This window comes from Amycolatopsis sp. NPDC058278 (genome assembly GCF_042881395.1).
GTDB lineage: Bacteria > Actinomycetota > Actinomycetes > Mycobacteriales > Pseudonocardiaceae > Amycolatopsis.
The window spans coordinates 12,643-38,806 of record NZ_JBHVXZ010000059.1 but is presented as its reverse complement, the minus strand read 5'-3'; the positions used below and the strand labels follow the sequence as shown (position 1 = coordinate 38,806).

Here is a 26,164-nt window from a genome sequence, read left to right as displayed (position 1 = left end):
TGGCGCGGACCGTCTTCTTTTTCCCTGCCCCCGCCCGCACGTCAGCACGCTCGGACAAGGGGCTCACACTGTCTACTCAGGACGGTCGCGGGCCGAACTGGCCGGGGCGGCGCCCCTCGCCGGGCGACCCGCGGTAGGCCTGGGCGACGTCGAGCCACTGGTCCGCCAGCGTGCCCTTCGCCTGTAGGTCGAGGTCGAAGCGGTGCCGCCGCCGGGTGGCGAGCAGGCAGAAGTCCTCGGCGCTGCCGCTGACCCGCTGCTGCGCGTCCGCGGGCCCGAACGTCCAGAGGGCGCCCGAGGGCGCGGTGAGCTCGAACCGGAACTCCTCCGCCGGCGGCTTCAGGTTCCGTGCCTCGTAGCCGAAGTCCCGCACCCGCACGGCGAACCCGGCCAGGTGCTTGATCCGGTCGGTGCGCTCGACGCGCACGCCCAGCGCGTCGGCGACGTCCTGGCCGTGCGCGAACAGCTCCATCATCCCGGCGCAGGCCAGCACGTACGGCGGCAGCGGGTTGACCAGCCACGGCACCAGCTGGTCACCGGGCACCGCCGCGAGGGCCTTGATGGCGCCGTCGCGCTCGGCGCGCCAGCGGCTCAGCAGCACCTCGGCGGGGTCGTGGAGGAACTCCTGCAGTGCTGCTTCGACCGCGTTGTCAAAGCCGATCGCGGCCGTGGCCCGGGTCATCTCGACGAAGGCTTCTGGCTGCGCGGCCGCGAGGCCGGCGATCCGGAAGATGAACGCGAGGTGCGCGATCTGGTGGCGGACCGTCCAGCCCGGCGCGGGGCTGGGCGTGTCCCACCCGGCCTCCGGCAGGCCGGCGACGAGGGCGTCCACTGCTGCGCCCTCGGCGGTCAGGTCGTCGATCACGCCCGTGGTGTCTGTCACCTGTCTGTCCTCTCACCGGTGCGACGTGTGCTGCTGGGCCGGGCGGCCGACGTGGAAGGCGGGTCTCGGGGAGAGCCACCTTCCGCGGCGGCGCCTGAGCGGATCGCCGCCCGGCGGCCGATCCGACCCTGCGATCATCGCCCGCCGCGGCGCGGCGGGTCTTCTCTTCTCGGGCGGACCGGCAAGCGGCCACCCAGCTCCAGCGCCGCGGCGTGACTTGCCCACGACACCAGTTCCAGCAGGCCGCGATCGTCCGTCCTTTCCGGACCGAACGCGGCGACGTCGGCCGGGGTGACCTGGTAGGGCGCCTTGGCCGTCAGCAGCGCGAGCCGGCCCGCGGCCCGCTCGCCGTCCGGCAGCTCGGCCGACGGCGGCTCGGCCCAGGCCCGGCTCAGCCCCGGCGATTTCCCGTCCCACGCCTTGAGTTCCCGGCGGACGAGGTCACGCACGCGCGGTGGTACCGAGCGTTCCCCGGCCGCCTCGAACGCGGCCGCGGCACGGGAGAACGCGCCGGCGAGCGAGCCGCCCGGCGGGGCCCAGTCCGGGCCCGCGACGGGCGCGGCGGGCAGCAGGCCCAGTGCCCCGCCGGGGGGCGGCGCGGTCCCCGGCTTCAGCAGGAAGCCCAGGACTGCCTTGGCTTTCGCGCGCGCCGACGCCGGAACGGCGTCCGGCAACGGCGACGGGCCGAGGAAGACGCTCACCACCCGGTTCAGGTAGTGGAACGTCACGGCCACGCCGGTGAACTCGGCGGCGGCGCCGGCGGGCACGTCCGCCGGCAGCTGTCCCGCACCCTGCGCCCAGGCCGCCAGCTCCCGGGTGTCCCGGTCCGCGATGCCCCCGGTGTCGCCGGCCGCGATGGCCGCGGCGGCGTCCGGTTCACCCAGCGAGCCGAGCGCCATCCCGTGCACCTCGACGCAGTACGGGCACGAGTTCGCCGCCGACACCGCGGCCGCGACGACCTCCTTGTCCGCCCGGCTCGCCGTCCCGCCCGCGACCAGCGACTCCCGCAGCATCAGCCACGCGGCGGCGAGCACGTCCGGGGCGGCCGAGTGCAGCGCGACCGGCGGCGCGAGCATCCCGAAGTCCCGCTCCACCTGCCGGTAGACCTCCCGCACGAGCCCCCGCGCCCGCCGCGGCCGCACCACATCGACGTACTTGACGTCCCGCAAGGTCCGCCGCAACGCAACCCGAACCACTCCCGGCGCCATACTTCCTCCCGGATCAACGTGATCAGAACGCCGACTCGCGTGATCGAGGGGTCAACTCACGTGATTGAAGGGACGACACGGCCGGCGCTCCACCGCTCCGGCGTGTCGTCCCTCCAATCACGCGTGTCGGCTTCCCCATCACGTGTGTCGGCTGTTTCGTACCTCAGTTCCCGGCGACCAGGTCCAGTTTGGACACCGCGCGGCGGCCGGTGATCGAGCCGTCGGGGGCCGGGGCGCCGTACTTGACGTCGACGCCGCGGGCCTGCAGCTCCCGGACGATGCCCGGGATCGAGCGCTCGGCGAGCGCGGCGATGGTCATCGCCGGGTTCACCGTGAGCGCGCCCGGCACCGACGCGCTGTCGGTGACGAAGATGCCCGGGTGGTTGCGCAGCTCGTGGTTCGGGTGCAATGCGGACGTCGCCTCGTCGTCACCGATCCGGCAGGACGCCAGCGGGTGCACCGTGTAGGCCCCGACGACGTCGTTGGTCCACGGCGAGACCTTCGCCAGGCCGTCCTTCTCGATGATCGCCTTGCAGTCGGCGTCCGCGAGCGCCCAGCCGTGGCGGGTGTTCTCGGTCGGGTCGTAGCGCAGCGAACCGCGGCCGAGCATCTGCTGCGAGATGCGGTAGGCGTTGCCGGTGGGCGGCGGGGTGCCGAAGACGCCTTCGTTGTCGTCCTCGGTCATCAGGAAGATCGTCAGCCAGTTGGCCCACTGCTTGAGGATCTCCTTCTTCTCCGCCCCGTACCAGCGCGGCTCCTCCCCGCCCGGCGCCTGGGCGAGGATGGTGCCCAGCCCCGGCGGGAAGTACAGCTGCTCCAGCGAGTACCGCTCGTACTCCGGCAGCGACCCGTCGAGCTTGTCCCAGTTCGCGACGGTCGGGCCCTTGCCGATGTGGTTGGCCGAGTACACCGGACCGTCCTCACGGGACAGCCCGAGCACCTCGCGGACGCGGTCCTCGTCGATGATCGCGGTGTTGAGCCGCTCGCCGTTGCCGGAGAAGTACCGGCCGACGCCGTGCGGCATGGTGCCGAGCGCGGCCTCCGAGCGCTGCAGGATCACCGGGGTCGCGCCGGCACCGGCGGCGATGATGACGACCTTCGCCTCGATCACGCCGCTGCCGGTGTGGACCCGGTAGTCCTCTTCGTCGATCACGTCGAAGTGGACGCGGTAGCCGCCGTCCTCGGTCCGCTCGAGCCGCTGGACCTCGTGCAGCGGCCGGATCTGCGCGCCGTGCGCCAGCGCCGCGGGCAGGTAGTTCGTCAGCATCGACCGCTTGGCGTCGAACTTGCAGCCGGCCATCATGAAGTTGCAGTTGACGCAGGTCTTGTTGTCCACGGCCACCGGCGCCGGGTTCGCGGTGCGGCCCGAGTGGTTGCAGGCCGCGGCCCAGAGGCCACCGGCGTAGGAGACGTCGTTCCAGTCCTGAGTGGACACCGGGATCGACTCGTCGACGCGGTCGTACCACGGCTCCAGCGCGTCCCGGGAAATCACCGAAGGCCACATCCGGCGCCCGATGCTGCCGTGCCGTTCGAAGACGAACCGCGGTGCCCGCGGCATCGCGGCGAAGTACACCACGCTGCCGCCGCCGACGCAGTTGCCGCCCAGCACGCTCATCCCGTCGCCGACGACGAAGTCGAACGCCCGCGTGTAGGACGAGCCGAGCAGGTAGTCGTGCTCGAAGTCGTCGGCCGCCAGCCACGGCCCGCGCTCCAGCACGGTGACCTTGGCCCCGCCCGCGGCGAGGTGGTAGGCGGGGATGGACCCGCCGAATCCGCTGCCGACGATGACGACGTCGGTCTGGTCGATGGCACTCATGCGGTCACCTCGCTGACGCTCGTCGCGCGCCTGAGCGCGCACGCCGTGTTGAATGATTCACGCGCAAGCTCGCTCATGCGGGGCTCCCCGAGGGCGTCGTGTCCGGGTGGATCTCGGCCAGCTTGCGGCCGTAGCCGTACTTCGGGAACCGCCAGAACCCGTCCGCGTCCGGTGGCGTGTACCCCAGCGCCAGCAGGCCGGGGTGGCCGTCGCGGATGGCCTCGGCGGTGTGCAGGTGCGCGGCGCTGTCGAAGGCCATGTTGCAGAACAGCGCGAGGCTGACCCAGCCGTCCTTCTCCGGGTGCCCCGGCGTGGTCAGCCGGTTGACCAGCTCGCGGCGGTGCGCGTAGGGGAGGGCGACGAACGGCGGGACGTCCTGGTCGAGTTCCAGCTCGACCTCGCCCGCGTAGGACTTCGCGTGGTCGTTCAGCGACTGCGCGAGGTACGGCAGGCCGGCGGTGACCCCGGTCGCGTCGAAGTTCAGCAGGTCGAGCGCACCCGCGGCCACGGCCCCGGGGCCGGGCGCGGCCCCGGCGATCGCGCGGTCCTCCGGGAAGCGTTTCTCCCCCGGCAAGATCGTGTCCGCGTAGGCCTCGAGGGTCAGGTTCATGACGCGTTCTTCTTCGGTGGCCTCGGGTTGCACCGGCCTACCTCCTCGTCGGAATGTCCACAGTAGAATCAAGCGGCCTTGCGCACGGCCGCCGTCCGCGGGTGCACGATCATCGGCAGGCCGCCGCGCACCCGCAGCGAGAGCATCGCCTCGGGTTCGACGACCTTGCCCGGCACCTTGTGCAGTTCCAGGTCCCGTGCGGCCATCGCCAGCACGAACACCGCCTCCATCACCCCGAGGCTGTTGCCGATGCAGAACCTCGGCCCGGCCCCGAAGGGCAGGTAGGCGTACCGCGGCGGCCGCTCCGCGGCGGTGAACCGCCCCGGGTCGAAGCGCTCCGGGTCGGCCCAGAACTCCGGGTGCCGGTGCAGCGTGTAGGGCACGACGACGACGTCGGACCCGGCCGGCACGTGGTACCCCCCGATCTCGTCGTCGGCCTGGGCGATCCGCGGCAGCAGCCACACCGGCGGGTAGAGCCGCATGACCTCCTCGACCACCGCGAAGGTGAAGGTCAGCTTCCGCAGGTCCTCGTGCCCGGGCAGCCGGTCGCCGAGCACGTCGACGGCTTCGGCGTGCAGCCGCTCGCCGACCTCCGGGTGCTCGTCGATCAGGTGGAACGCCCAGCCGAGCGTGCTCGCCGTCGTCTCGTGCCCGGCCAGCAGCAGGGTGATCAGCTCGTCGCGCATGCGTTCGCGGGACGCGCCGTCCTCGGACCCCGACGCGATGAGCCGCGACAGCACGTCCTCGCCGCGCTCGACCGGGTTCGCGAGCCGCTGGTCGACCAGTTCGTCGGCAATCCGGCGCAGGTCGTCGCGCGCCGTGCGGAACTCCCGCTGCTTCTTCAGCGGCACCCACTGCGGGACCGCGCTCAGCGTGACCGCCTCGAACATGGCCTGGTCCTGCACGGCCTCGAACGAGTGGCCGAGCGTTTCGTAGCCGCCGAGTTCCGCGTCGAGCAACGTCTTGCCGAGCACGCCGAGGGTCAGCCCGGTCATCTCGTGCAGGATCTCGACCGGCCCGTCGTGCGCGGCCAGCCGCTTGATCAGGGCGTCCACTTCGGACGCGACGACGGCGGCCTGCCGCGAGATCCGCTTGGGCTGGAACACCGGCTGGATCGTCCGGCGCTGCTGGCGCCAGGTCTCCCCGTCGCTGGTGAGCAGGCCGTCGCCGAGGGCCCGGCGGGCCTCCTGCAGGCCGATGCCCTTGTGGTAGTTCGCGGCGTTGTCCGCGAGGACGTGCTTCGCGAGGTCCGGGTGGTTCACCAGGTACATCGCCTTCGGTCCGATGGCGATGCGGACGACGTCGCCGTAGGTGTCGGCGTTGTCGCCCATGAGCGCGAGCCGGTCGGTGAAGAGCTGCTTCAGCAACCGGAGGGTGGCTCGGCGCGGCGGCCCGGGCGGCGCGGTGCGCGCCGCCCGGGCTTGGTGCTGGGAACCGGTCATGCCGCGATCGCCCCTGGCTTTTCGTCCCCGGTCTCCGCCGGCGGCGCGATCTCCAGCTTGGCCTTCTGCGCGGCCTGGTCCGCCTCGAACTTGATCCGCGCCTTGTTCGAGAAGTGCAGGCCCCACAGGAACATGCCGCGGATCAGGCAGACGGTCGCGGTGGCCAGGAACAGCCCGTAGGCCACGTGCACGGCGGTGAAGAAGCCGTACGCGAGCGCCACCCCGGACCCGAAGGCGAACTGCGAGGCCGGCTTCGACGGCGACGTGCCCGGGTCGGTCACCATGTAGTTGGTGTAGAGCACGAACGCGACGCCGGTGCCCATCGCCAGCGCGCCGGTGATCGACGTGTCGAAGAGCCAGCCACGGACGAAGGCCTGCACGACGAAGAAGCTCAGCCAGCCCGCGATCAGCCACATCCGGCCGGTCAGCAGCGCGTTGAGCACCGTGCCCGACACGAGGATGATGCCGACGATCAGCCAGCCGCCCCAGGTGGGGATCTGCTCGGTGAAGTGGTACGGCGGGGCGATGCTGGCCCACGGGAACACGAGCAGGATGATCGTGATGCCGAAGTTCGACGGGTTCATGTAGTGCCGCATCCGGCCGTACACCGGCGCCTGCAGGATCCACTTGGTGCCGACCGCGACGGCGACCCCGAACATCATCACCAGGATCTGGTCGTTGACGTAGGTCAGCATGTTGAGGGCGAGGCCGGTGATGTGCGCCGGCAGGAGGAACTCCATCAGTCCCTTGAACCCGGCGCCCCGGAACCGGACGTCGCGGTGGGTCACCCGGGCGTTGATGATCTCGAGGACGATCTCCGTGGTGTACGCGGTCGCCAGCGCGACGAACGGGTACAGCCACGGCTGCTCGAAGCCGAGCACGGTGTAGCCGACGATGTTGAAGATCGTGATCGAGATCGCGAACCGCCGCAGCGCGGTGATGACCTTGTTGGTCCGCTTCGGTGGCGCGCTGTCCACTTTGGTCAGGGTCGGGGTGGCCATGTCACATCGCTTCCTTCGCCGTGGAGCCGAGCTGGTACATGTGGCAGCCGGGTTGCAGCTTCAGGTCCTGCGTCCGCAGCTGCCCGGTCCGGTCCCGCCACTGCAGGTGCACGTCGAGCGGGCCGGTGACGTCGTGCCCGAGGCCGATCTGGACGTCGAAGCTGCGCCGGCCGGCCTCCCCGCTGCTGCCGTCGACCCGGCCGAGGTACTTCTTGCCGTCCGAGGTGGTCACCGTGACCTGGGCGCCGATCGCCGGCACGCCGGCCGCGGGCAGCGGGCCGGGCGCCACCGGGGCGTCGGTGGTCAGCTTCAGCTGCAGGTACTTGCCGGGGTTCGGGCTGTCGTTGTGGTAGAAGATCGGCTGCTCCCACTGCCGCGCCACGGCGAACTCGGGCAGGCCGTCGGAGTCGGTGTCGCCGACGGCGATACCGCGGGTGGGCACCGGCACCGCCAGGCCGAGCTTCGACGCGAGGTCGGCGTACCGGCCGTCCGGGCCCTTCACGTAGAAGTGCAGTGTCTGGTCACCACCGATGTCGTCACCGGCGCGGGCGTTCGGCCACCACATCGGGTTCGACAGCATGCCGTCGTGGGCGGTGGCGATTTCCTGCAGGTTCGGCCAACGGTTGACCTGGCCCTTGACGAACCCGGTCGCCTGCGCGATCTGGTTGTCACCGCTGTTGTTGAAGTCCTGGATCTTGACGTCCCAGCCCCAGCCGGACCACGCCGTGCGCATCTCGGCGCTGTCGTCGTGGAACGGCGCGACGCCGTCCTTGAACTGCCTGGTCAGGTCCGCGTTGTCCTTGGCCTCGTTCATGAACTGGAAGTTCGACTCTTCGATGCCCCACGACGTCGCGATGTTGCTGACGAACAGGTCGTAGAGACCGTCGTGGTTCAGGTCGGCGAAGTCGACGCCCATCCCCTTGAAGGAGTCGTGGCCCAGCACCTTCGACTTCGGGTCGGCGATCCCGCGGACCCCGGTGACCTCGGCGAGCTCGATGTGGCCCGGGGTCGACTTGTTGTACAGGAAGTGGTCGTGCCCGAAGTCGTTGGCGATGTAGAGCTCGGGCAGGTTGTCGCCGTCGACGTCGGTGGCACTGGAAGCCAGCGTCCAGCCGAGGCGCGCGTCTTCCGGGATGCCCTGGGAAGCGTCGGCGAACCGGGTGCTCGGGTGCGCGCCGGAGGTGGCGCCGGTCCAGCGGAAGATGTACTTGGCGCCCGAGTTCACCGCGTGCGACATCGACTGGTTCAGCGTGATGCCGCCGTCGGCGTTCGGGTCCAGCACCCGGCTGTCCGGGAAGTAGTTCCCGACGAAGACGTCGACGTGACCGTCGCCGTCGAAGTCGCCGATGGTGACGGAGTCGGTGTTCCACAGCGGGCCGGTGTACTTGCCGTCCGGGCCGCGGTTGTCGCCCGGCACCAGCTCGGTCGGCTGGAACGCCGAGGCGTCGAACTTGGTGGCGGTGGCCTTCTGCAGGAACAGCACCGGGGTGCGGCCCCAGTAGTAGGCCAGGACGTCGGTGCGGCCGTCCTCGTTGTAGTCACCGGGGACGCAGCCCATCGGCGCCATGTAGTCCCACGTCGGCAGCGCCGGCGCCGGGTCGAGCGCGAAGGGGGCGTAGCGCGGGCCGGAGTCCGGCGTCGGCGTGATGACGACCTGGTCGCTGCGCGGGTCGACCAGGCACAGGTCGTTGGGCTTGCCGCTGCCGCTGATGTCGTTGATGGCGATCGCGGCGCCGACCGAGGAGATCCAGGCGGCGATCTTCTCGTACTCCTTGTTCACCGTCCGGATCGACTGCGACTTCGCCGCCGCGGGCAGCGCGATCGTCATCGGGGTGAAGTGGAACTTCTCCGCCATCTGGTCCTGTTCGGCGGCCGAGACACTGGGCAACCGCGCGACCAGGAACAGGCCGAGGATCAGCGCCAGCGCCACGATGCCCGCCAGCTGCCTGCGCAGCCAGCCGAAGGTCGCGGTCATTTGTTCTTCCCTCCGTGGGTCAGCACTTCTTCGGCGATCCGCTGCCGCCAGGTTTCGAAGGCCGGGACGTCGTCGCCGTCGACGACCACGGCCGGCCGGACCTCTTGGGTGATGGCCGCGGCGCGTTCGGCGGACACGCCGCAGATCGCCCGGGCCGCCATCTCGGTTTCCGGGATCATCAGGCCCGAACGCACCCGGCACTCGGCGGCGAAGGCGCTCCCCTGTGCCAGCTGCCCGTGGTGTATCCCGGCCCGGTCGACCAGTTCCGCCAGCTCGTCGGCGGTGACGCCGCAGGCGTAGGTCGAGGCCAGCCCCACCCCGGCGTACAGGTCGCCGTGGCGCGATTCGGGGAACTCCTCGATCGTCTTGGCCACCAGCGCGACGTCGGTACCGCAGATGAACCACAGTGCCCGGCCGATGCCCTGGTCGATGGCCCGCAGCGCGTAGCCGTCGTAGCGCCGGTCGGGCCAGGAGAAGCCGCGCTCCTGGTACTGGTTCCGGATGTAGGAGTCGGTCTTGAAGTACGCCTGGTGGAAGCCGTACCCGTCGAGCACCAGCCAGCGCAGCAGCGGGTCGAAGGCCGACGCCTTCGGCCACGCGAACCGGGGGAGCCGGCACATGGCCCAGCCGACCCCGACGTAGATGATGTAGTCGTGCTTCTCGCCGGGGCCGGCCAGGAACTCGGCGATGTTCGTGCTCTTGCCGAACGGCAGCCCGTCGAGGACGCCGTACCCCATTCCGGCCCCTTCGTAGGCGAAGCCGCGGAACTGCGTCGGAATGCGCTCGAGCCATTCTTCGGCCTGCTCGACCGACTTCGCTTCGACGGCATGCGCGTAGCCGAGGAGGAACTTCTCCCCGACCGTCTCGAGCCGTTCCTGAGCGGCTGGGCTCTTCCGGTGGAAGCCCCGCTTCTCCAGCAAGGTTTCCGAGACGTTCGGTGTGAGGATGCGACGTCTCAGCGTGCGCCAACCATTGCCCAACGCACTCTCCCCCTTAGGGTCGGATAGGACGGTTCATTTCTTCGTTCTACGGTCACAGATCCGCTGGTCAGCGCTCTACTCCGGACGTGCGCCGGGATGATCAGCCGGCCAGCCGGCCCAGCGCGTCGCGAAATTCCCGCCGGATCCGTTCGCGCCACAGCTCGTAGGGCGGCTCGGGACCGTCGTCGCCGTCGGCGGCCTCGGTGCGGTCCGCGATGGTCTGCGCGCCCTGCACCGACAGGTTGACGAGCACGCCGGCGGCCAGGTGCGTGTGCGCCGGCACGTGACCCGAATAGGTCCGGGCCTTGACGGCGAACACGACCCCGAGCGCCAGCTCGGCGAAGTACTCGCCCGCCGCCCGGCGCAGCTGCCCGTACCCGGCTTGGTCGGTGCCGCCGGCGAAGGTCGCCGCCAGCCCGACGCCGCTCCAGAGATCCGCCCGCCGCGGCTCGGCGAACCGGCCGACGGCCTCGGCCACGGCCGACGGCACGCCGCCGTTGATGAACCACAGCGCCCGCCCGACGCCCTGGTCGAACGCCCGCGCGAAGTACTCCGGCCGCCCCGCCCACGGGTAGGGTTCCGGCGCGGCCTGCTCGTCCACCCAGCGCTGGGTGTCGAAGTAGGCGCGGTCGAAGCCGTAGCCGTCGACGGCCAGCCAGCTCATCACCGGGTGGTAGGCCACCCCGGTCAGCTCGGGCAGGATGTTCTTCCACAGTGGACGCGGCAGCCGCGCCATCGCGAAGCCGATCCCGATGTAGGTCAGGAAGATGTGCGGGCGGCCCGGCCCTTCCAGCAGTTCGCGGGTGCGGTCGCGGCCGCCGCCGGGCATGGCGTCGAGGATGGTGTAGCCCATCGTGGCGCCTTCGTAGGCGAAGCCGCGTTGCTCGGGCTCGATGAGCGCGAGCCGCCGCTCGATTTCCCACTGGGAAGCGCCTTCGATCGCCCATTCGAACCCGCACACCACCGCCTGCGGCACCGCCTCCAGCCGGGCCGTGGCGTCGGTGTGGGTGACGGGGAACTTCCGGCCGGCGAACCCGACCGACGCGAACGACGGCGCGAGCAACTGCTTCCGCAGGACGCCGATGAAAGAGGACATGAGGGGAATCCTTCGGTCGGAGGGTTCTCAGGCCACGGCGCGCAGGGCGGGGCGCTGGGTCGCCAGCATCCGCTGGCTGAACGGGGACTGGCGCGAAGCCAGGGTGATCGCGATCGGTGCGTCGGTCGGGGCCGGCGGACGCAGCTCGACCCGGCCGGTGGACAGTCCCTGGGCGCCGACCTGGGCGGTCGAGTACCCGATGGAGAACCACGAACCGGTGGTGCCGGCCATCCGGTGCCGGGCGACGGCGATCGCGGTCCAGTTGCCGGCCGGGACCCCGGTCAGGCGGAGCTCGCCGGAGGTCATCGCGGCCGCACCGCTGAACGCGACTGGACCGCACTGCGGCACCGGATCGGCGAAGAGGCCGACGAGCACGTCGGCGGCGGGCAGGCCGGCCGGCAGGTCGAGCTGCATCGAAAGCGTTCCGGTACCGGCGCGCAGGGAAGCGCAGCTGCGGCCGGCGGCCCGCAGCGCGGTCAGCGGCGGAACCCGTTGGTAGTGCGGGGAGATCGCCACGAGCAGCTCGGCCACCTGTGGTTCGCGGTACTGCGTCGGCGTCATCCCGACCGCGCGGGAGAACCGGCTGGTGAAGGTGCCGATGCTGCTGTAGCCGACGCTGCAGACGATGTCGGACACGTTGAGCGAGGTCGTCAGGAGCAACCGCTTCGCTTCGAAGAGCCGGACCGCGGTCAGGAACCGCCCCGGGGTGACCCCGGTGGTTTCGGCGAACATCCGGGAGAAGTGGAATCTGCTGATGAACACCTCGGACGCCAGCTCGGCGAGCGTGAGCGGCTCGAAGTACCGATCCTGGATGAGCTTGATCGCCGTGAGCACGGCCGGGCGGATCACCGGTTCGGTACGGTCCCAGGCCGGTGGGCGCCGCCCCGGCTCGTCGAACCCGCTGTCGTGGCCGACAGCCGCAATCGAACGCAACATCAATCAGTCCAATCTCGAATTCCCCGTCGTTTGGTTCTCCTCGCGCCAGCGAAGACGAATCGGGTTGCGGGACGATCGACGAGCCCTGGAGGGATTTCGCCGGAATTCCCGGGCCACGGACGCCGGACCCGTCCGATCCGGGCGGAACACCCGGACCCGGGATGCGGAACGCACATCGCCGGCCGTGCGCACCGCATCACACGAAGGGGTCCGTTGGTCCTTCCGTGTTCAGCTCTGGGCCTTTGCGGGGAACCGTCCCGGCGGCGCGGTGCTGGTCCGCCGTGGGCACCGGGGTGCGCTTCGCACTCGGAGGACGTGCGGAACACCTGGTTCCCCAAGGAAAAGCTCCCGCGAGTCCGGTGGGCGGGTCACTGGCTGTGCCCGGCCGCGTCTGTCACATTCGGATAGGAGCCCGGAGTTCGGCCTTCCACTGACCCGCGAGGCGTGAACTGGGGATCGCGAGGAACTTTGAGATGCAGGAGGCCTGCCATGTACTCCGACGAACGGCGAGGGGACGGATCGCGCGGCACCGGCGAAGACGAGGTGCGGTTCAACGTTCTCGGCCCGCTGGAGGTCCTGCGCGACGGCGTCGATCACGCACCCAAGACGCCGAAGGTCCTACAGCTGCTTGCGGTGCTGGTGACGCGGCCCGGCCGGATGGTGCACATCGACACGCTGATCCAAGAGCTGTGGTCGGACAACCCGCCGCGTACCGTCCGCACGACGCTGCACACCTACGTCTACCACCTCCGGCGGTGCATCACCGATCAGCATCTCGCCGAAGACGCGGACAAGATGCTGACCACGCGCCAGTCCGGGTACGCCCTGCACATCGAGCCCGCCCAGGTGGACGTGCACGACTTCGCGGTGTTCCAGCACCTCGGCAACAGCCGGCGCGCGGCCGGTGACCACGCCGGCGCGGCCGGCAGCTACCGCAGCGCCCTCGACCTGTGGTCCGGCGCGCCGCTGGCCAACCTGCACTGCGGCCCGGTCCTTTCGGCCTACTGCACCGAGCTGGTCGAGCAGCGGCGGAACATTCTGCACCTGCGCATCGAAGCCGAGATCGCCGGTGGCCACCACCGCGAACTGATCGGCGAACTGCGCGGCCTCGCGACGCACAGCCCGCTCGACGAAGCCCTGCACGGCCAGCTGATGCGCGCGCTCGGCCGCAGCGGCCGGCGCTCCGACGCGATGACGGTATACCGCGGCCTGCGCTCCCGGCTCGCCGGTGAGCTCGGCGTCGAACCCTGCGACGAGCTGCAGCTGCTGCACCGCGACCTGATTTCCGAAGGCGACCACCGCTGATCCGACTGTTCCACCGCACGAAGGAAGAGGACCGCTCATGCCCACGACCCACACCCGCGCCTACGGCCAGTTCTGCGGGCTCGCCCGCGCGCTCGAGATCGTCGGGGAGCGCTGGTCGCTGCTCGTCGTGCGTGACCTCGTGCTCGGGCCCAAGCGCTACGACGAACTGCAGGCCGGGCTGCCGAAGATCCCGTCGAGCATCCTTTCCGCGCGGCTCAACGAGCTCGAGGCGGCCGGCGTGGTCCGCCGCCGCGTGCGCGGGGAACTGAATGCCGGCGTCGTCTACGAGCTGACCCAATACGGCAGCGAACTCGACCAGGTCCTGCTCGACCTCGGCCTGTGGGGCGCGCGGTCCCTGCACCAGCCGAAGCCCGGCGACATCCTGACCCTGGACTCGGCGATTCTCTCGCTGTACACCACTTTCCGGCCCGAGGTGGCCGAAGGCGTCCAGGTGACCTACGAGATCCGCTACGGCGACCAGATGATCGTCCACGCGCTGGTCGAGGACGGCGTGGCCAAGGTCGGCGAAGGCCGCCTGTCGGGTGCGGACCTGATCATCAAGGCCGACCACGCCGCCGCGCTGCTGGACCTGATGAGCGGCACGGTCACGGCCGCCGAGGCCGTGCGCGGCGGCCGGCTGGCGATCGAGGGCGAGGTCGCCGACCTCCAGCTGTTCGCGCAGCTGTTCCACGTTCCCGCGGCGCCGGAGCCGCCGACGGGCATCGTGGTGCGCTGATCGCGCCGGATCAGGGCCGGGCGCCGTCCTCCTCGGGGACGAGCCGCCCGGCCCGGTCCATGAGGTAGCGGCGTTCGGGCAGGCTCGGCGTCCGCTCCGCCGCGCGGAGGTAGTGGTCCCGGGCCGCGGCCCGGTCACCGCGCAGCTCCAGCAGGTGCGCCCGGACCGCGTCCGCCCGGCGGCCGAGGTCGAGGCCGGCGTCGACCGTGTCCAGCAGGGCCAGCCCCTGGTCGGGGCCGGCGACCTGGGCGACGGCGACCGCCTGGTTCAGCGTGACCACCGGCCCCGGCATGAACGTCCGGAGCAGCTCGTACAGCTCGACGATCTGCGGCCAGTCGGTGGCCTCGGCGCTCGGCGCCCGGTCGTGCAGCGCGGCGATCGCGGCCTGCACCTGGTACGGCCCGAGCGCGGTGCGGCCGAGCACCGCGTCGATCAGCGCCTCTCCCTCGTCGATCAGCGCGGTGTCCCAGCGGCCGCGGTCCTGCTCCGGCAGGGGGACGAGTTCGCCGCGGTCGCCGATCCGCGCGTCACGGCGGGCCTCGGTCAGCAGCATCAGGGCGAGCAACCCGGCGACCTCGCCGTCCCCGGGCAGGAGCGCGTGCACGGCGCGCGCCAGCCGGATGGCTTCCGCGGTCAGCTCCAGGCGCTGGAGGTGCTGGCCGGAAGTGGCGGTGTACCCCTCGTTGAAGATCAGGTAGAGCACCTGCAGCACCACGCGCAGCCGCTCCGGGAAGTCCGCCGCCGAGGGCTCGCTGAAGGTCGAGCCGGCGGCGGCGATGCTCTCCTTCGCGCGGGTGATGCGCCGCGTCATGGTCGCCTCGGGCACCAGGAAAGCGCTCGCGATCTGCGCCGTGGTCAGGCCGCCGACCGCGCGCAGCGTCAGCGCGACCTGCGAAGGCGGCGAGATGGCGGGGTGGCAGCACAGGAACAGCAGCGACAGCGTGTCGTCGGAGTCCGGGGCCTGGTCCTGGCCGGGCCCGGGGACGACCGGCGGCGGCTCCCGCAGGGCGACCGACTCCTCCCGCCGCCGTCGCGCGCTTTCGCTGCGCCAGTGGTCGGTGAGCCGCCGGGTGGCGACCGTGATCAGCCAGCCGCGCGGGTTGTCCGGGACGCCCTCGGCGGGCCACTGCTCGCTCGCCGCGAGCAGGGCGTCGGCGACCGCGTCCTCGCACGCGTCGAACTGGCCGTACCGGCGCACCAGCGCGCCCAGCACCTGCGGCACGAGCGGGCGCAGGACCTCGGCGACTCCGGTCACGCCATGGGGACTTCGGTTTCGGCGTCGGCGAAGAAGACGACCTCGCGCACCTCGATGCCGAGACCTTCGACGGCGGCGTCCGGGATCATCGCGGCGAGCTCGACCGCGCGCTCCTTGCTCGCGCACTCGACGAGGTAGTAGCCGGCGAGGAACTCCTTCGACTCCAGGAACGGCCCGTCGGTGACCGCCGGCAGGCCGCCGCGCACCCGCACGACGCTGCTGTCGGCGACCGCGCCCAGCGCCTGCGTGCTGATCATCTCGCCGGACTCCCGGATCGTCCGGATGAACTCCTGGTGCCCGGTCATGATCGCGTCCATGTCCTGCTCGGACAGCTTCGCCATCACGTCGGGGTTCAGGTACATCGCCAGCAGGTACTTCACGTCCGGTCTCCCTTCGGCCGCCCTCGCCGAGCGCGCGGCACCAACATAACGTCGGCCGCAACCGCGGAGTGGAGCGGGCACGGGCGCGCCTGCCAGCCTGGACCCGGGCAGTCCCGGTTACCCGGACCAGGAGGTCGACACCGATGGCCGACGTGTTCACGGACTTGCAGGCCCAGACCGAGGCGCTGGCCGAGCTGGCTGAGCGGCACGGCCGCGGCTCCGACCTCACCGGGCACTTCGCCCGGCTGACGTCGACCGCGCGGCTGGTCCGGCTCAGCGTCGAGAACCCGGACGTGTTCGGCGTGACCCCGCAGATCTCCTACGACTCGCTCGACGAGGCGATCCTGATGTGGCTGATCGAGCAGCGGAAGGCCAACGCCCTGCTCGCCGCGGCCCCGCCGGAGCCGCAGCTGCCGTGGAGCGACGGCCCGCTCCGCCCGTCCGTGCTCGCCGCCGCGGTGCTGACCGAGATCTTCGCCGCCGGACAGGACATCGCCGACACGTTCGGCGTCCGCCCCCGGCGCGACGACACGATCGGGCACGTCGCCTACTACGGCGTCCGCACCCGGGACCGCGCCTACCTGCGGCAGCAGGAGCAGCCGCCGGCCGCGCCGTTCCGATTCGAGCTGGTCGCCCCCTCGGGGACGCGGTGGGACTTCGGGCCGGAGGACGCCACCGATCGCGTCACCGGGCCGGCCGAGGACTTCTGCCTCCTGGTGACCGGCCGCCGCTTCGCCGAAGACCTCGCACTGGACTTCGCCGGCCGGCGCACCGCCCGGTGGCTGGAGCTGCTGGAGCGCTGAGCGTCACTCGAACGGCGCAGGGTCGCCCGCGCCGACGCGCAGCACCTCGGCCTCGCCGGAAGAGAAGTCGATGACGGTCGTCGGCTCGACTCCGCAGTCGCCGGAGTCGAGCACCGCTTCCAGCTGGTGGTCCAGTTCTTCCTTGATCTCCCAGCCCTGGGTCATCGGCTCGCCGGACCCGGGCAGCAGCAGCGTGCTCGACAGCAGCGGCTCGCCCAGCTCGGCCAGCAGCGCCTGGGTGACGCGGTGGTCCGGAATGCGCACGCCGACCGTCTTCTTCTTCTCGTGCATCAACCGCCGCGGCACTTCCTTGGTCGCCGGCAGGATGAAGGTGTAGCTGCCCGGGGTCGCCGCCTTGATCGCGCGGAACACCGCGTTGTCGATGTGGACGAACTGCCCCAGCTGGGCGAAATCCTGGCACACCAGGGTGAAGTGGTGCCGGTGGTCGAGCTTGCGGATCGCGCGGATCCGGTCCAGCCCGTCCCGGTTGCCCGGACGGCACCCGAGCGCGAAGCACGAATCGGTCGGGTAGGCGATCAGCCCGTCGGCGCGGAGGATCTCGACGACCTGGCCGAGCGCCCGCTTCTGGGGGTTTTCCGGGTGCAGGTCGAAATAGCGTGCCATGGGCAGAGCCTAGGGTCGGCGGCGCGCACCGGCACGGCGGCCCCGCGTGTCTCCCAGCTTGCGGTTCCCGGGCCGTCCCCCGTCCCCCGCCCCCCGGCCCACAATCCGCAGGGGACCACAGCCAGGAGGCCGGTCATGACGGAGCTGACCGTGCCGGAACTCGACCGCCCCCGTGTCGTCGCCGGGTCCGCGTACCTGTTCGAAGGCCCGCGCGGACCGGTTTCGCCGAGCGAGCTCTTCGACGGCAAGCCGCGCCCGGCGGTGCACGATCCCGGGGTGCGCCTGGTGCTCGTCTCCGGCGCGCCCTACGCGAAGTTCGAGCGGTACCGCAGGCACTTCGGCCGTGGCCTGCCTGCACACTCGGCCGCGGGCAGCGCGTTCGCCGAGGCCGGCTCGATTTCTTCAGCCACGAGCCCGGTTTCGCCGTGCACACCGGACCGGTCGCGCCGACCCGGCTGGACTTCCTGAGCCTGCCCGGTGTCCCCGGCCGCTTCCGGCCAGGAGCCGGCCACTGCTGATTTCGCTTCTTTCACCGACATGCCGGTCGATTCCGCGTGGCCAGACCGGGGTTTCCCGGTTTTTCGAGCCACGGCATCGGGTCTGGGGTGAGTTAGGATCGCCACGCACACGTTGGCCGGGCCACCTGGGGCGCCCGGTCACCCGTCGAGACACCAGGAGGTCGACACTGATGTCTCCGGTCGCAGCCCTCGAACCTCCCGCGGAGCTGTCCGCGACCGCGGAACCCCTCGGAACCACCGGGTTCGACCGGCGCCCACGGCTGGCTTCCCGGCTGGCCGGCGCCGTCATCACCGTGGTCATCGTGGGTTTCTGCGTGACCGGCGCGTACAGCGCGATCCTGACGACGCCGGTGGGTCTGGTCACCGGCGCCTACGGCATCGCGGCGGCGACCGCCATCCTGGCGATCCAGCTGTTGCACTTCAGCCGGCCCACCACCCGCCTGCACTCGACGACGAGCCGGGTGCTGCTGGTCGTCCTGGCGCTGCTGGCCTACGTCCCCGTCCTGACCTTCGGCGCGCCGTGGCTGGCGATGCCGACCTTCGTCGCCGCCAGCGGGCTGCTGACGCTGCGCCCCCTGCTGGCCTGGCCGTTGCTCGCGCTCGTCACCGGCACCGTCACCTGGCTCTACAGCCGGTACGACACCCCGCTGGCCACCGTCTACACGGCCGTCGCGACGGTCTTGTACGGCCTGGTCTTCTACCTGCTCGCCCGCCTGGTCCGGATGATCAGCGAGCTCCACCGGGCCCGCACCGAGCTCGCCCGGCACGCGGTCGCCGAGCAACGGCTGGCCTTCGCCCGCGACCTGCACGACCTGCTCGGCATCAGCCTGTCCGAAATCGCACTCAAGGGCGAGCTCGCGTCCCGCCTCCTGCGGAAGTCGGTGGAAGACACCAAAGCCGAACTGGCCGAGATCGCCGCGACCGCGCAGCGCACGCTCACCGACGTGCGTGCGGTGTCCCACGGGTACCGCGAGCTTTCCCTGGCACGGGAGTCGCGGACCGCCGAGTCGCTGCTGGCGGCCTCGGACATCGCCGTCAAGGTCCACCTGGACCAGCCCGACCTCCCGGTCCAGGCCCGGACCCTGCTCGCCAAGGTGCTGCGCGAAGGCGTCACGAACGTCCTCCGGTACAGCGATGTCGAACACTGCGAGATCGACGTCCGCCAGCAGGACGGCACGGTGTCCCTCGACATCGTCAACGACGGCGTGACGGCAGGCGACCTGCCACCGGAATCCGGGAAGCTGCTCACCCGGCTGCCCGACGAGGTGAAGGCACTCGGCGGCCGGGTGAACATCGGCACCGCCGCGGACGGCCGGTTCCGGCTGCACGTCGAGCTGCCCGTGGTCACCGCACCGGAGACCACGGTCGACGACGTCGGTCGCCAGTCGCGGGCGGAGTCGAAGTGGGTCGGCAGGCTGCTGCCCGTGGTGTTCGGCTTGATGGGCCTCGTCGCGGTCGTCCACGCGCTGCTGATCACCACGGACGCCTGGGAAATCGCCGTGAACACCGGGGCGGTCGTGGGCCTGCTGGTGCTGCAGTTCTCCTACTTCGACCGGCCCACCACCCGGCTGCGCTCGGCGCAGAGCTACGGCATGCTCTTCGTCCAGGCGTGCCTGATCTACCTGCCGCTGCTGCCGCTGCAAGACCACTGGGTCTCCATGCCGGCCCTGCTGATCGGCAGCGCGCTGCTGGTCATGCCACCGGCGGCGGGCTGGCCCTTCTTCGCGTTGAACGTCGCCTTCTACGCCTGGATGCAGCGCGTGGGTGCGCTCGGCATCGAGACCGCGATCTTCTTCACCGCCGGCACGATCATCGCCAGCCTGATCGTGTTCAGCCTGCTCTGGCTGGTCCGGCTGGTCGCGGAGCTGGACAGCACCCGGCGGCGGCTGGCCGAGATGGCGGTCGCCGAGGAGCGCCTGCGCTTCGCCCGCGACCTGCACGACCTGCTCGGGATGAGCCTGTCGGCGATCGCCCTCAAGAGCGAGCTGACCGCCCGGATGCTGCCGGTCGACCGGGACCGCGCGGCGGAAGAGCTGCGTGAAGTGCTGGGGCTGACGCACCAGGCGCTGTCGGACGTCCGTTCCGTGGCCAGCGGGTACCGAGAGCTGTCGCTGGACAGCGAGTCCAGGACGGCCCGGTCGGTGCTGACCGCGGCCGACGTCCGCGTACGCATGGACATGCTCGACGACGAGCTGCCGGCACCGGTGCGGACGGTCTTGGCCGTCGTGCTGCGCGAAGGGGTCACGAACGTGCTCAGGCACAGCAAGGTCGAAAGCTGCGAGATCGCGCTGCGCCGCACGGACGGCGGAGTCAGCCTCGACATCGTGAACGACGGCGTGGGGCAGGAGGACTCCGGGGCACCGGTGGAGGTGCCGGCCGCCCGGCAGCCGGAGGCCCACCGTGCGGTGCCCCGCGACACCTCGCCCGGCACCGGCATCGGGAACCTTTCGCACCGGGTCGCCGACCTCGGCGGCGAGCTCACCGCGGGAGTGGAGCCGGACGGCCGGTTCCGGCTGCGCGCGGCGGTACCGGTCTGACCGCGAGGGCCGGACCACCACCGTGGCCCGGCCCGTTTGCCGTCACAGCCGGCGATGCGAATGGCGCTCACCCAGTTGCGGGCGTGGAGCGTTCACCGCGGACTTCCGCTCGACACCACCCGCACGGCGATCAGCCTCATCCGGTCGGGGGCGATGGCGAAGTACCCGGGATCAAGGTCATCTTCCCGGACGGCCGGTTCCGGCTGCGTGCCTCGGTACCAAGGGCCGCACCACGACCGTGGCCCGGCCCATTCGCCCGTCACAACCAGCCCGCCTCCTCGGCGATGCGAATGGCGTCCACCCGGTTGCGGGCGTTGAGCTTGGCGACGACGGTCGTGAGGTAGTTCCGGACCGTGCCCGCGGACAAGTAGAGCCGCGCGGCGACCTCCACCGTCCGGTACCCCTGCGCCGTCGAGCGCAGCACGTCGAGCTCCCGGCCGGTCAGCGGGCAGTCGATCGAGTCCCAGGCGGCCAGCGCCAGGTCGCCGTCGACCATCCGGCGGCCGGCGAGCACGCCCCGCACGGCGTTCGCGAGCCGGTCGGGCGGTGCGTCCTTCAGCAGGAACCCGCCCACCTTGGCGTCGAGGGCCCGCCGCAGCGTTCCCGGCCTGCCGAGGCTGGTCAGGATGACCGTCCGGCACTCCGGCAGCTCTTCGTGCAGCTCGCAGGCCGCGGTCAGGCCGTCCTTGCCGGGCAGGTCGATGTCGATGATGGCCACCTGCGCCCGCTTGGCGCGAGCGACCGGCAGGATCTCGAGGCCGGAGGCGACCTCCGCGACGACGTCTATGTCGGGCTCCAGCCGAAGCAGGGCCACCAGTGCTCCCCGGACGATATGCATATCCTCGGCAACCAGCACTCTGATCACGGGTGCCTCCGCACTCACGATTCCCCAGAAGTCGATTCTGGCATTCTGCTCGACGAATCGGTTGCACCATCCGGGCAGCATTCGGCGCTACCACGCTGGAATGCACCCACAAGAAAGCAAAGCGATGGTTAAAAACCACCAAGCGGCGCCTGCCTGCCGTGATTGGTTACCCGGCTTGCCGCACCGGCGATGACCGGCGGCAACGGCCTGGCCAGCCTCAGGCAGCCTCGGCCCAGACGTCGTCGATGCGCGTGATGGTGGTGGCGCAGACGCGGGCCGGGCCGCCGGCCGGGTTGCTCCACTGCTCGAACCGATCGATGACGAGCCCCCCGGTGGCCTCGCTGTCGGCACGCGGGATACCCAATTCGGAGAAAATGGCACGGACATGCGCGGAAACTCGCTCGGACATTTGTGCTCCCCAGTGGCGAAGATGAAAACCTCACTTGCCGTAAATCGTCACTCAGCACTGCAACAACATCCAGTGTCCGCGTCACCATGAGGCCGTGGTTTACAAATGGTCCGTACGGTTTGAAGATCGGCTCCGAATGGGCTAACAAGCCGCGAAACCACGCGAAAACAGCGGTTTTTCGTCACCGCCCGCGATCAGCTGACCACGGTACGCGGCCGTCGACGACCGCCGTATGCATTCGTCACATGCGGGGGTACCCGGCCGGCACCCGGCCAAAACAGGCATATGCAAAACGCATGTCGACCATCGGTGAAATCCATCCGCGCCGGTGCACAGAGCACTTAAGAAGTAGACGCTCGCAGACCTACAGTCTTAGCCGGAATCAAATTCCACACCGTCGACCGGAGGGGACGGCCACCATGGATGAGATCGTCCGGCAAGCCGTGGCACGCGCCATCGTGACCATGCGGGACAACCTGGGCGAGCGGCTCACGATCGACGACCTCGCCCGTGCGGCCATGTTCAGCAAGTTCCACTTCACCCGGGTGTTCCTGCGGGTCACCGGGCTGTCGCCGGGCCGGTTCCTGTCGGCCCTGCGGCTGGCGGAGGCCAAGCGCCTGCTCACCACGACCGTGATCTCCGTGGCCGACATCAGCCACCAGGTCGGCTACAACAGCGTCGGCACGTTCAGTGCCCGGTTCAGCGGCAGCGTCGGCGTCTCGCCCTCCGGCTACCGCCAGCTCCGCGGCGCGGCGCCGCGGCTCGCCGACCGGCAGGTCCAGCCGGGTTCCGGGGCCACCGTGCGCGGGCAGCTGCGCGTGTCCTGCCCCGCCGACGTCGGCCCGGTGTTCGTCGGGCTCTTCGCCGCCCGGATCGCCGAGGGCGCACCGGCCCGGTACGCGATCCTGCCGGGGCCGGGGCCGTACGCGCTGGCCGACGTCCCGCAGGGCTCGTGGTACGTGCTGACGCACGCCTACGGGACCACTCCGCTCGACAACCACGGGCTGCGGCCGTTCACCGGCCTCACCGGCCCGGTGACCATCCACCGCGGTGTCACGGCGAGCCTGGCCGACGTCCGGCTGCGCCCGCGGCACGGTTTCGACCCGCCCGTCCTGCTGGCGCTGCCCGACCTGCGCCCGGCCGCGGTCGCCCGCCCGCTGGCGAGCTGAGCGTGCAAAAGACCCGCACCGAATCCGTCGTCCGTTAATCCACGGGCGGCGGATTCACCCTGTCCGGGATCACCCGCAGCCATTCGGCCCATCGATCGGCATTGACGGCAGGATTGCCCGCACCGGCGGAACCGGGGTAGCGACCGGGAAAATCCGGTATTGCGGCGGTCGCGCTCGCGCGAAACACCGGCACCGCGGCGTTGTGGCGTACAATTGCCGTTCGGAGTCGCCGGACTGGGGTGCGAGGTACCGTCGTGATCAAAGTATTGCTGGCCGAGGACATGCACATGGTCCGCGGCGCCCTAGTCGCCCTCCTGAACCTCGAATCCGACATCGAAGTGGTGGCTGAGGTGTCCTCGGGCGACCAGATCCTCCCGGCGGCGAAGGCGGCCCAGCCCGACGTCGCGGTCATCGACATCGACCTGCCGGGCAAGGACGGGCTGTCCGCCGCGATCGAAATCCACGAAAGCCTTCCCGGCTGCCACACGCTCATCCTCACCAGCCTCGGGCGCCCGGGCACAGTGCGCCGGGCGCTGGACGCCAAGGTGAACGGCTTCCTGCTGAAGGACGCGCCGTCGGACAAGCTCGCGAACGCCGTTCGGTCGGTCGCCATCGGCCGCCGGGTCATCGACAGCGAACTGGCCCTGGCCGCCTGGGAAACCGACGACTGCCCCCTCACCCCGCGCGAGGTCGAAATCCTGGGCCTGGCCGCGAAGGGGCGCACGGTCTCCGACATCGCCTCCGAGCTGTTCCTCTCGGCCGGCACGGTCCGCAACTACCTGGCTTCCGTCGTGACGAAGCTCAACGCGCGCAACCGGGTCCACGCCATCCGCATCGCCACCGACGCGGAATGGCTCTGATCAGCTTTTCCTGATCGCTTTCCCGCGCGAGCAGCGGGAAAGCGGTTACCCGGCTATGAGGCGGCGTGCCCCAGCGGGATCGCCACCAGCAGCCGATGGGTACCGTCGGGCCCCGCTTCGGTCGTCAACGTGCCGTTGAGGACGTTGATGCGGTCGCGGAGGTTGCGCAGCCCCGCACCCGAGTCCGCGCCGCCGCCGGCCGGGCCGGCCGCCCCGTCGTTGACGATCTCCAGCCACGCCGTCCCGTCCTCGGTGCTCACCGAGAACGCGCACCAGCTCGCGGTGCTGTGGCGCACCACGTTCGTGACGCCTTCGCGCAGCGCCGTCGCCAGCGTGGTGGCCACCCGCGGCGGCAGGTCGTCGACGCCGGAGCGGGCCACCGTCACGCGGGTCCCGGCCGCACTCAGCACGTCGGCCGCGGCCCGGCACTCCTTCTCGAGCGACAGTTCGCGGTAACCCGCGGCGATCGTGCGGACGTCGGCCAGCGCGCGCCGCGACATCACCAGCAGCTCGGCCAGCTCATCCTTCGCCTGCGCGGGCCGGGCGGGCATCAAACGATCGACGAGTTCACCCTTGAGGGTGATCGCCGAAAGGCTCAGTCCCAGCAGATCGTGGAGGTCGCGGGAGAATCGCTTGCGTTCTTCGGCGATGGCCTGGCGCTTCAGCTCACGCACTTCCGCGTCCCGCTCGGCCACCAGCCGCGCGGACGTGCCGAGCCCGAACAGGGTCAGGGCAGCGACCCCGGCGGTCACCGCACCGGCCACGCCCGCGTGCACCGAGCCGCCGGGCCACGCCGAGCCGAGCCCGGCCGCGGCGCACGCCAGCAGCGCGGCGGGCACCCCCCTGGACGGGGGGAACGCCAGCAGCAGCCCGCCGGCGAAGAACCCGCTCGCCGGGCTCCACTGGGCGCCGAACTGCAGCAGTGGCACGAAACCCAGCACGGCCTGGGAGGCAAGGACCACGGCCCGGTGGCCGGCCCGGCCGTGCGCGAACCAGATGACGTGCCCGCCCGCGAGGGCCGCCAGGCAGGCCAGCGCGGCCAGCCGGTCCAGCCAGGACTCCCGGGCGGTGAGCACGGGCAGGAACGCCAGCAGGGCGACCCCGGTGACAGCGGCAGGCTGCGCGCCGAACACGAGCGCCCGGACCCCCGGCCGCTCCTGCTCCAGCCGAGCAGGAGACTGCCCGCTGGCCTGTCGCTGGACTCCCGTACCGCGAATGCGCACCGGCCGAATCACGGCCCCTCCCGCATACCCCCCGTGTCCCCAGTACTACCAAGGTAACAGGCCGATCGTGCGCTACCGGGCAACCGGGAAGTCGAGGACGCACTCGCCGACGCTCACCTCCGCAGGCCACTCCAGCTTCAGCGAGCGGTCGACGCGGTCGCCCGCATCGACCGGCACGGCGTGCGCGGTCAGTCCCATCGCCTTTGCGGCGAGGTAGAGGACCTGCTGCAGGGCCCCCACGTGCACCAGCGTCGTCGCGTACGCGGCACTGCCGAGCACCCAGGCGATCCGCGACATCCGCGCGGTCATCGTCAGCAGCACCGAGGGCCTGCGGTGGCTGCCGGCGCCGATCATCGCCAGGTCGAGCATGCCGTCGAGGACGCCCATGTCGTCGTTGATCAAAGTCAGCGTGTGCCACAGCGGGTCGTAGTGGTAGATCCCGCGCGGCAGGCCCGCGCAGCGGTTGATCCCGACGTAGATTTCGAGCTCGTACAGGCACGCGACGCTGAAGTACGGCCGCTGGGACGCCTCGTGGCCGGGGCCGCCGGGCAGGTAGGCGGGCCCGATCGACTTCACCCGCGCCGCGCGGTAGAGCAGCTCGCCGACCTGCTCGGCGGACAACGCGCGCTCGGTAACCCCGGGGCACCGGTGGTCGTGTTCGAGGAGTGTGGCCAGCGTCGGATCGGTCGCCTCGATCACCGCCTGGTCGGGGCGGTGCAGCGGGAAGGTCGGACCGGCGGTGATCTGCTTGACCACCGGCGGTTCGGTGCCCGCCCGGCGCGCCTCCGGATCCGGCGGCGGGCCCTTCTGCCACGTCCGGCTGCGGGCGTGGAACATCAGGTCCTGGGGCGACCAGACGGCCAGTTCGGCGTCGGTGTCTTCGGCGAACGCCGCCCAGTCGTCGGCCACCAGCACCACGCCCGCGGCCACCAGGAACGCCACGACGTCCGCGACGAGCGGCTCGGCCAGCCCGGTGGCCTCGGCCACCTGCGCGACCGTGACCGGACCGGCCAGCGACGACGCCACGGTCACCGCGGGCGGCCGCAACAGCGCGACCCGGTACCGGGCGCGGGGCGATTCGAGCAGCAGGTCGCCGTCGTCGGGGCGCATCGCCGAGAACCGCGAAAGCTTGATCAGCCGTCCGGGTGGCACCGGATCGGTCGGGAAGACCGGTGACTGCGTCATCGGGATCGCCGACAGCACCGGCCCGCGGCCGTCGTTGAGCGCCAGCGAGTGCACGACCGAGCCGGACAGCCGGTGGAGGACCTTGCGCAGCACGCCCGCCCAGGCTTCGGCGCCCCCGCTCGCCGAAGACGCGAGGTTGCCCATCGACACCGGGCCGAGCACCATCCGGCTCAGCGACTCGCGGACCGGCTCGGGGACGCCCGCCAGCTCGTACTCGCCCCACCAGGTGATCGCGACGACCGTGTCGTCGTCGCCCGCCTCCAGCAAGGTGTCTTCGGTGAGGGACCAGAGCCGGACGGTCTCCGGGGTCCCCTCCGGGCGGTCAGCAAACACGGCCAACTCCTCAAG

General features: G+C 71.1%; 24 protein-coding genes. 7 read left to right on the top strand and 17 right to left on the bottom strand.

Going from position 1 to position 26,164, the window contains the following annotated elements; translation table 11 throughout:
- Positions 1-76: 76 nt before the first annotated feature.
- From ACFVYA_RS28100 to ACFVYA_RS28055, 10 genes are all read right to left on the bottom strand, one after another.
- Positions 77-883, bottom strand: coding sequence for a TIGR03084 family metal-binding protein (locus ACFVYA_RS28100; RefSeq protein WP_285985297.1), 807 nt, complete (start codon positions 881-883; stop codon positions 77-79).
- A gap of 134 nt (positions 884-1,017) precedes the next feature.
- Positions 1,018-2,091, bottom strand: coding sequence for a carboxymuconolactone decarboxylase family protein (locus tag ACFVYA_RS28095; RefSeq protein WP_387049207.1), 1,074 nt, complete (start codon positions 2,089-2,091; stop codon positions 1,018-1,020).
- 163 nt (positions 2,092-2,254) lie between these two features.
- A complete protein-coding gene (locus ACFVYA_RS28090) occupies positions 2,255-3,907 on the bottom strand; it encodes a GMC family oxidoreductase (protein WP_285985299.1) in 1,653 nt (550 codons plus the stop codon).
- A 73-nt stretch (positions 3,908-3,980) separates the two neighbouring features.
- A complete protein-coding gene (locus ACFVYA_RS28085) occupies positions 3,981-4,550 on the bottom strand; it encodes a DUF5987 family protein (protein WP_285985300.1) in 570 nt (189 codons plus the stop codon).
- A 35-nt stretch (positions 4,551-4,585) separates the two neighbouring features.
- Positions 4,586-5,959, bottom strand: coding sequence for a cytochrome P450 (locus ACFVYA_RS28080; RefSeq protein WP_387049205.1), 1,374 nt, complete (start codon positions 5,957-5,959; stop codon positions 4,586-4,588).
- Positions 5,956-6,960: an enediyne biosynthesis protein gene (locus ACFVYA_RS28075; RefSeq protein WP_285985302.1), complete on the bottom strand. Its 1,005-nt coding sequence runs from the start codon at positions 6,958-6,960 to the stop codon at positions 5,956-5,958. Before ACFVYA_RS28075 ends, ACFVYA_RS28080 begins: the two co-directional genes overlap by 4 nt.
- A 1-nt stretch (position 6,961) precedes the next feature.
- A complete protein-coding gene (locus ACFVYA_RS28070; RefSeq protein ID WP_387049204.1) occupies positions 6,962-8,935 on the bottom strand; it encodes a CRTAC1 family protein in 1,974 nt (657 codons plus the stop codon).
- On the bottom strand, positions 8,932-9,915 hold the full coding sequence (locus ACFVYA_RS28065; RefSeq protein WP_387049202.1) for a DUF1702 family protein: 984 nt from the start codon (positions 9,913-9,915) through the stop codon (positions 8,932-8,934). The genes ACFVYA_RS28070 and ACFVYA_RS28065 overlap by 4 nt, the downstream gene beginning before the upstream one ends.
- Positions 9,916-10,015: 100 nt before the next feature.
- Entirely contained in the window at positions 10,016-11,011 is a 996-nt protein-coding gene (locus tag ACFVYA_RS28060; protein WP_285985305.1) for a DUF1702 family protein, read from the bottom strand.
- 27 nt (positions 11,012-11,038) lie between these two features.
- Complete coding sequence (locus tag ACFVYA_RS28055; protein ID WP_387049232.1) at positions 11,039-11,860, bottom strand: helix-turn-helix transcriptional regulator; 822 nt, start codon at positions 11,858-11,860, stop codon at positions 11,039-11,041.
- Between the two features lie 576 nt (positions 11,861-12,436).
- Between ACFVYA_RS28055 and ACFVYA_RS28050 the strand changes: the two genes are divergently transcribed.
- A complete protein-coding gene (locus ACFVYA_RS28050) occupies positions 12,437-13,252 on the top strand; it encodes a BTAD domain-containing putative transcriptional regulator (RefSeq protein WP_387049200.1) in 816 nt (271 codons plus the stop codon).
- 37 nt (positions 13,253-13,289) lie between these two features.
- Entirely contained in the window at positions 13,290-13,988 is a 699-nt protein-coding gene (locus tag ACFVYA_RS28045; protein ID WP_387049198.1) for a winged helix-turn-helix transcriptional regulator, read from the top strand.
- Positions 13,989-13,998: 10 nt separating this feature from the next.
- Here the strand turns inward: ACFVYA_RS28045 and ACFVYA_RS28040 are convergent, their stop codons facing one another.
- The gene (locus ACFVYA_RS28040; protein WP_387049197.1) at positions 13,999-15,243 is read right to left on the bottom strand and encodes an RNA polymerase sigma factor; all 1,245 of its coding nucleotides are present in this window, start codon (positions 15,241-15,243) and stop codon (positions 13,999-14,001) included.
- Positions 15,240-15,623 (bottom strand): YciI family protein, encoded by a 384-nt coding sequence (locus tag ACFVYA_RS28035; RefSeq protein ID WP_013228644.1) that lies wholly within the window; start codon positions 15,621-15,623, stop codon positions 15,240-15,242. Before ACFVYA_RS28035 ends, ACFVYA_RS28040 begins: the two co-directional genes overlap by 4 nt.
- Before the next feature lie 143 nt (positions 15,624-15,766).
- Here ACFVYA_RS28035 and ACFVYA_RS28030 point away from each other — a divergent pair, with 143 nt between their 5' ends.
- Positions 15,767-16,426 (top strand): maleylpyruvate isomerase family mycothiol-dependent enzyme, encoded by a 660-nt coding sequence (locus tag ACFVYA_RS28030; RefSeq protein ID WP_387049195.1) that lies wholly within the window; start codon positions 15,767-15,769, stop codon positions 16,424-16,426.
- Between the two features lie 3 nt (positions 16,427-16,429).
- Here ACFVYA_RS28030 and ACFVYA_RS28025 read toward each other — a convergent pair whose 3' ends face one another.
- The gene (locus ACFVYA_RS28025) at positions 16,430-17,050 is read right to left on the bottom strand and encodes an L-threonylcarbamoyladenylate synthase (protein WP_387049193.1); all 621 of its coding nucleotides are present in this window, start codon (positions 17,048-17,050) and stop codon (positions 16,430-16,432) included.
- A 135-nt stretch (positions 17,051-17,185) separates the two neighbouring features.
- Here ACFVYA_RS28025 and ACFVYA_RS28020 point away from each other — a divergent pair, with 135 nt between their 5' ends.
- Together ACFVYA_RS28020 and ACFVYA_RS28015 are read left to right on the top strand one after the other, a co-directional pair.
- Positions 17,186-17,518, top strand: a complete 333-nt coding sequence (locus tag ACFVYA_RS28020; RefSeq protein ID WP_387049191.1) for a hypothetical protein — start codon at positions 17,186-17,188, stop codon at positions 17,516-17,518.
- 220 nt (positions 17,519-17,738) lie between these two features.
- Positions 17,739-20,105 carry a sensor histidine kinase gene (locus ACFVYA_RS28015; protein WP_387049189.1) on the top strand — a complete coding sequence of 789 codons (2,367 nt, stop codon included), beginning with the start codon at positions 17,739-17,741 and terminating at the stop codon, positions 20,103-20,105.
- 259 nt (positions 20,106-20,364) lie between these two features.
- On the opposite strand, the gene ACFVYA_RS28010 is transcribed toward ACFVYA_RS28015, so the two are convergent.
- Together ACFVYA_RS28010 and ACFVYA_RS28005 are read right to left on the bottom strand one after the other, a co-directional pair.
- The gene (locus ACFVYA_RS28010) at positions 20,365-20,970 is read right to left on the bottom strand and encodes a DNA-binding response regulator (protein WP_387049187.1); all 606 of its coding nucleotides are present in this window, start codon (positions 20,968-20,970) and stop codon (positions 20,365-20,367) included.
- A 217-nt stretch (positions 20,971-21,187) separates the two neighbouring features.
- Complete coding sequence (locus ACFVYA_RS28005; protein ID WP_387049186.1) at positions 21,188-21,379, bottom strand: hypothetical protein; 192 nt, start codon at positions 21,377-21,379, stop codon at positions 21,188-21,190.
- A 419-nt stretch (positions 21,380-21,798) separates the two neighbouring features.
- Here ACFVYA_RS28005 and ACFVYA_RS28000 point away from each other — a divergent pair, with 419 nt between their 5' ends.
- Together ACFVYA_RS28000 and ACFVYA_RS27995 are read left to right on the top strand one after the other, a co-directional pair.
- Positions 21,799-22,548, top strand: coding sequence for a helix-turn-helix domain-containing protein (locus ACFVYA_RS28000; RefSeq protein ID WP_387049184.1), 750 nt, complete (start codon positions 21,799-21,801; stop codon positions 22,546-22,548).
- 254 nt (positions 22,549-22,802) lie between these two features.
- Entirely contained in the window at positions 22,803-23,408 is a 606-nt protein-coding gene (locus tag ACFVYA_RS27995) for a DNA-binding response regulator (protein ID WP_387049182.1), read from the top strand.
- Positions 23,409-23,461: 53 nt separating this feature from the next.
- On the opposite strand, the gene ACFVYA_RS27990 is transcribed toward ACFVYA_RS27995, so the two are convergent.
- Both ACFVYA_RS27990 and ACFVYA_RS27985 read right to left on the bottom strand, forming a co-directional pair.
- Positions 23,462-24,631: a sensor histidine kinase gene (locus ACFVYA_RS27990; RefSeq protein WP_387049180.1), complete on the bottom strand. Its 1,170-nt coding sequence runs from the start codon at positions 24,629-24,631 to the stop codon at positions 23,462-23,464.
- 72 nt (positions 24,632-24,703) lie between these two features.
- Positions 24,704-26,149, bottom strand: a complete 1,446-nt coding sequence (locus ACFVYA_RS27985) for a SagB family peptide dehydrogenase (protein WP_387049178.1) — start codon at positions 26,147-26,149, stop codon at positions 24,704-24,706.
- Positions 26,150-26,164: the final 15 nt, after the last annotated feature.

Coding starts and splice junctions, on each gene's coding strand:
- ACFVYA_RS28095 (WP_387049207.1), bottom strand. CDS start 2,091: ATGGCGCCGGGAGTGGTTCGGGTTGCGTTGCGGCGGACCTTGCGGGAC.
- ACFVYA_RS28090 (WP_285985299.1), bottom strand. CDS start 3,907: ATGAGTGCCATCGACCAGACCGACGTCGTCATCGTCGGCAGCGGATTC.
- ACFVYA_RS28080 (WP_387049205.1), bottom strand. CDS start 5,959: ATGACCGGTTCCCAGCACCAAGCCCGGGCGGCGCGCACCGCGCCGCCC.
- ACFVYA_RS28075 (WP_285985302.1), bottom strand. CDS start 6,960: ATGGCCACCCCGACCCTGACCAAAGTGGACAGCGCGCCACCGAAGCGG.
- ACFVYA_RS28070 (WP_387049204.1), bottom strand. CDS start 8,935: ATGACCGCGACCTTCGGCTGGCTGCGCAGGCAGCTGGCGGGCATCGTG.
- ACFVYA_RS28060 (WP_285985305.1), bottom strand. CDS start 11,011: ATGTCCTCTTTCATCGGCGTCCTGCGGAAGCAGTTGCTCGCGCCGTCG.
- ACFVYA_RS28050 (WP_387049200.1), top strand. CDS start 12,437: ATGTACTCCGACGAACGGCGAGGGGACGGATCGCGCGGCACCGGCGAA.
- ACFVYA_RS28045 (WP_387049198.1), top strand. CDS start 13,290: ATGCCCACGACCCACACCCGCGCCTACGGCCAGTTCTGCGGGCTCGCC.
- ACFVYA_RS28030 (WP_387049195.1), top strand. CDS start 15,767: ATGGCCGACGTGTTCACGGACTTGCAGGCCCAGACCGAGGCGCTGGCC.
- ACFVYA_RS28025 (WP_387049193.1), bottom strand. CDS start 17,050: ATGGCACGCTATTTCGACCTGCACCCGGAAAACCCCCAGAAGCGGGCG.
- ACFVYA_RS28020 (WP_387049191.1), top strand. CDS start 17,186: ATGACGGAGCTGACCGTGCCGGAACTCGACCGCCCCCGTGTCGTCGCC.
- ACFVYA_RS28015 (WP_387049189.1), top strand. CDS start 17,739: ATGTCTCCGGTCGCAGCCCTCGAACCTCCCGCGGAGCTGTCCGCGACC.
- ACFVYA_RS28005 (WP_387049186.1), bottom strand. CDS start 21,379: ATGTCCGAGCGAGTTTCCGCGCATGTCCGTGCCATTTTCTCCGAATTG.
- ACFVYA_RS28000 (WP_387049184.1), top strand. CDS start 21,799: ATGGATGAGATCGTCCGGCAAGCCGTGGCACGCGCCATCGTGACCATG.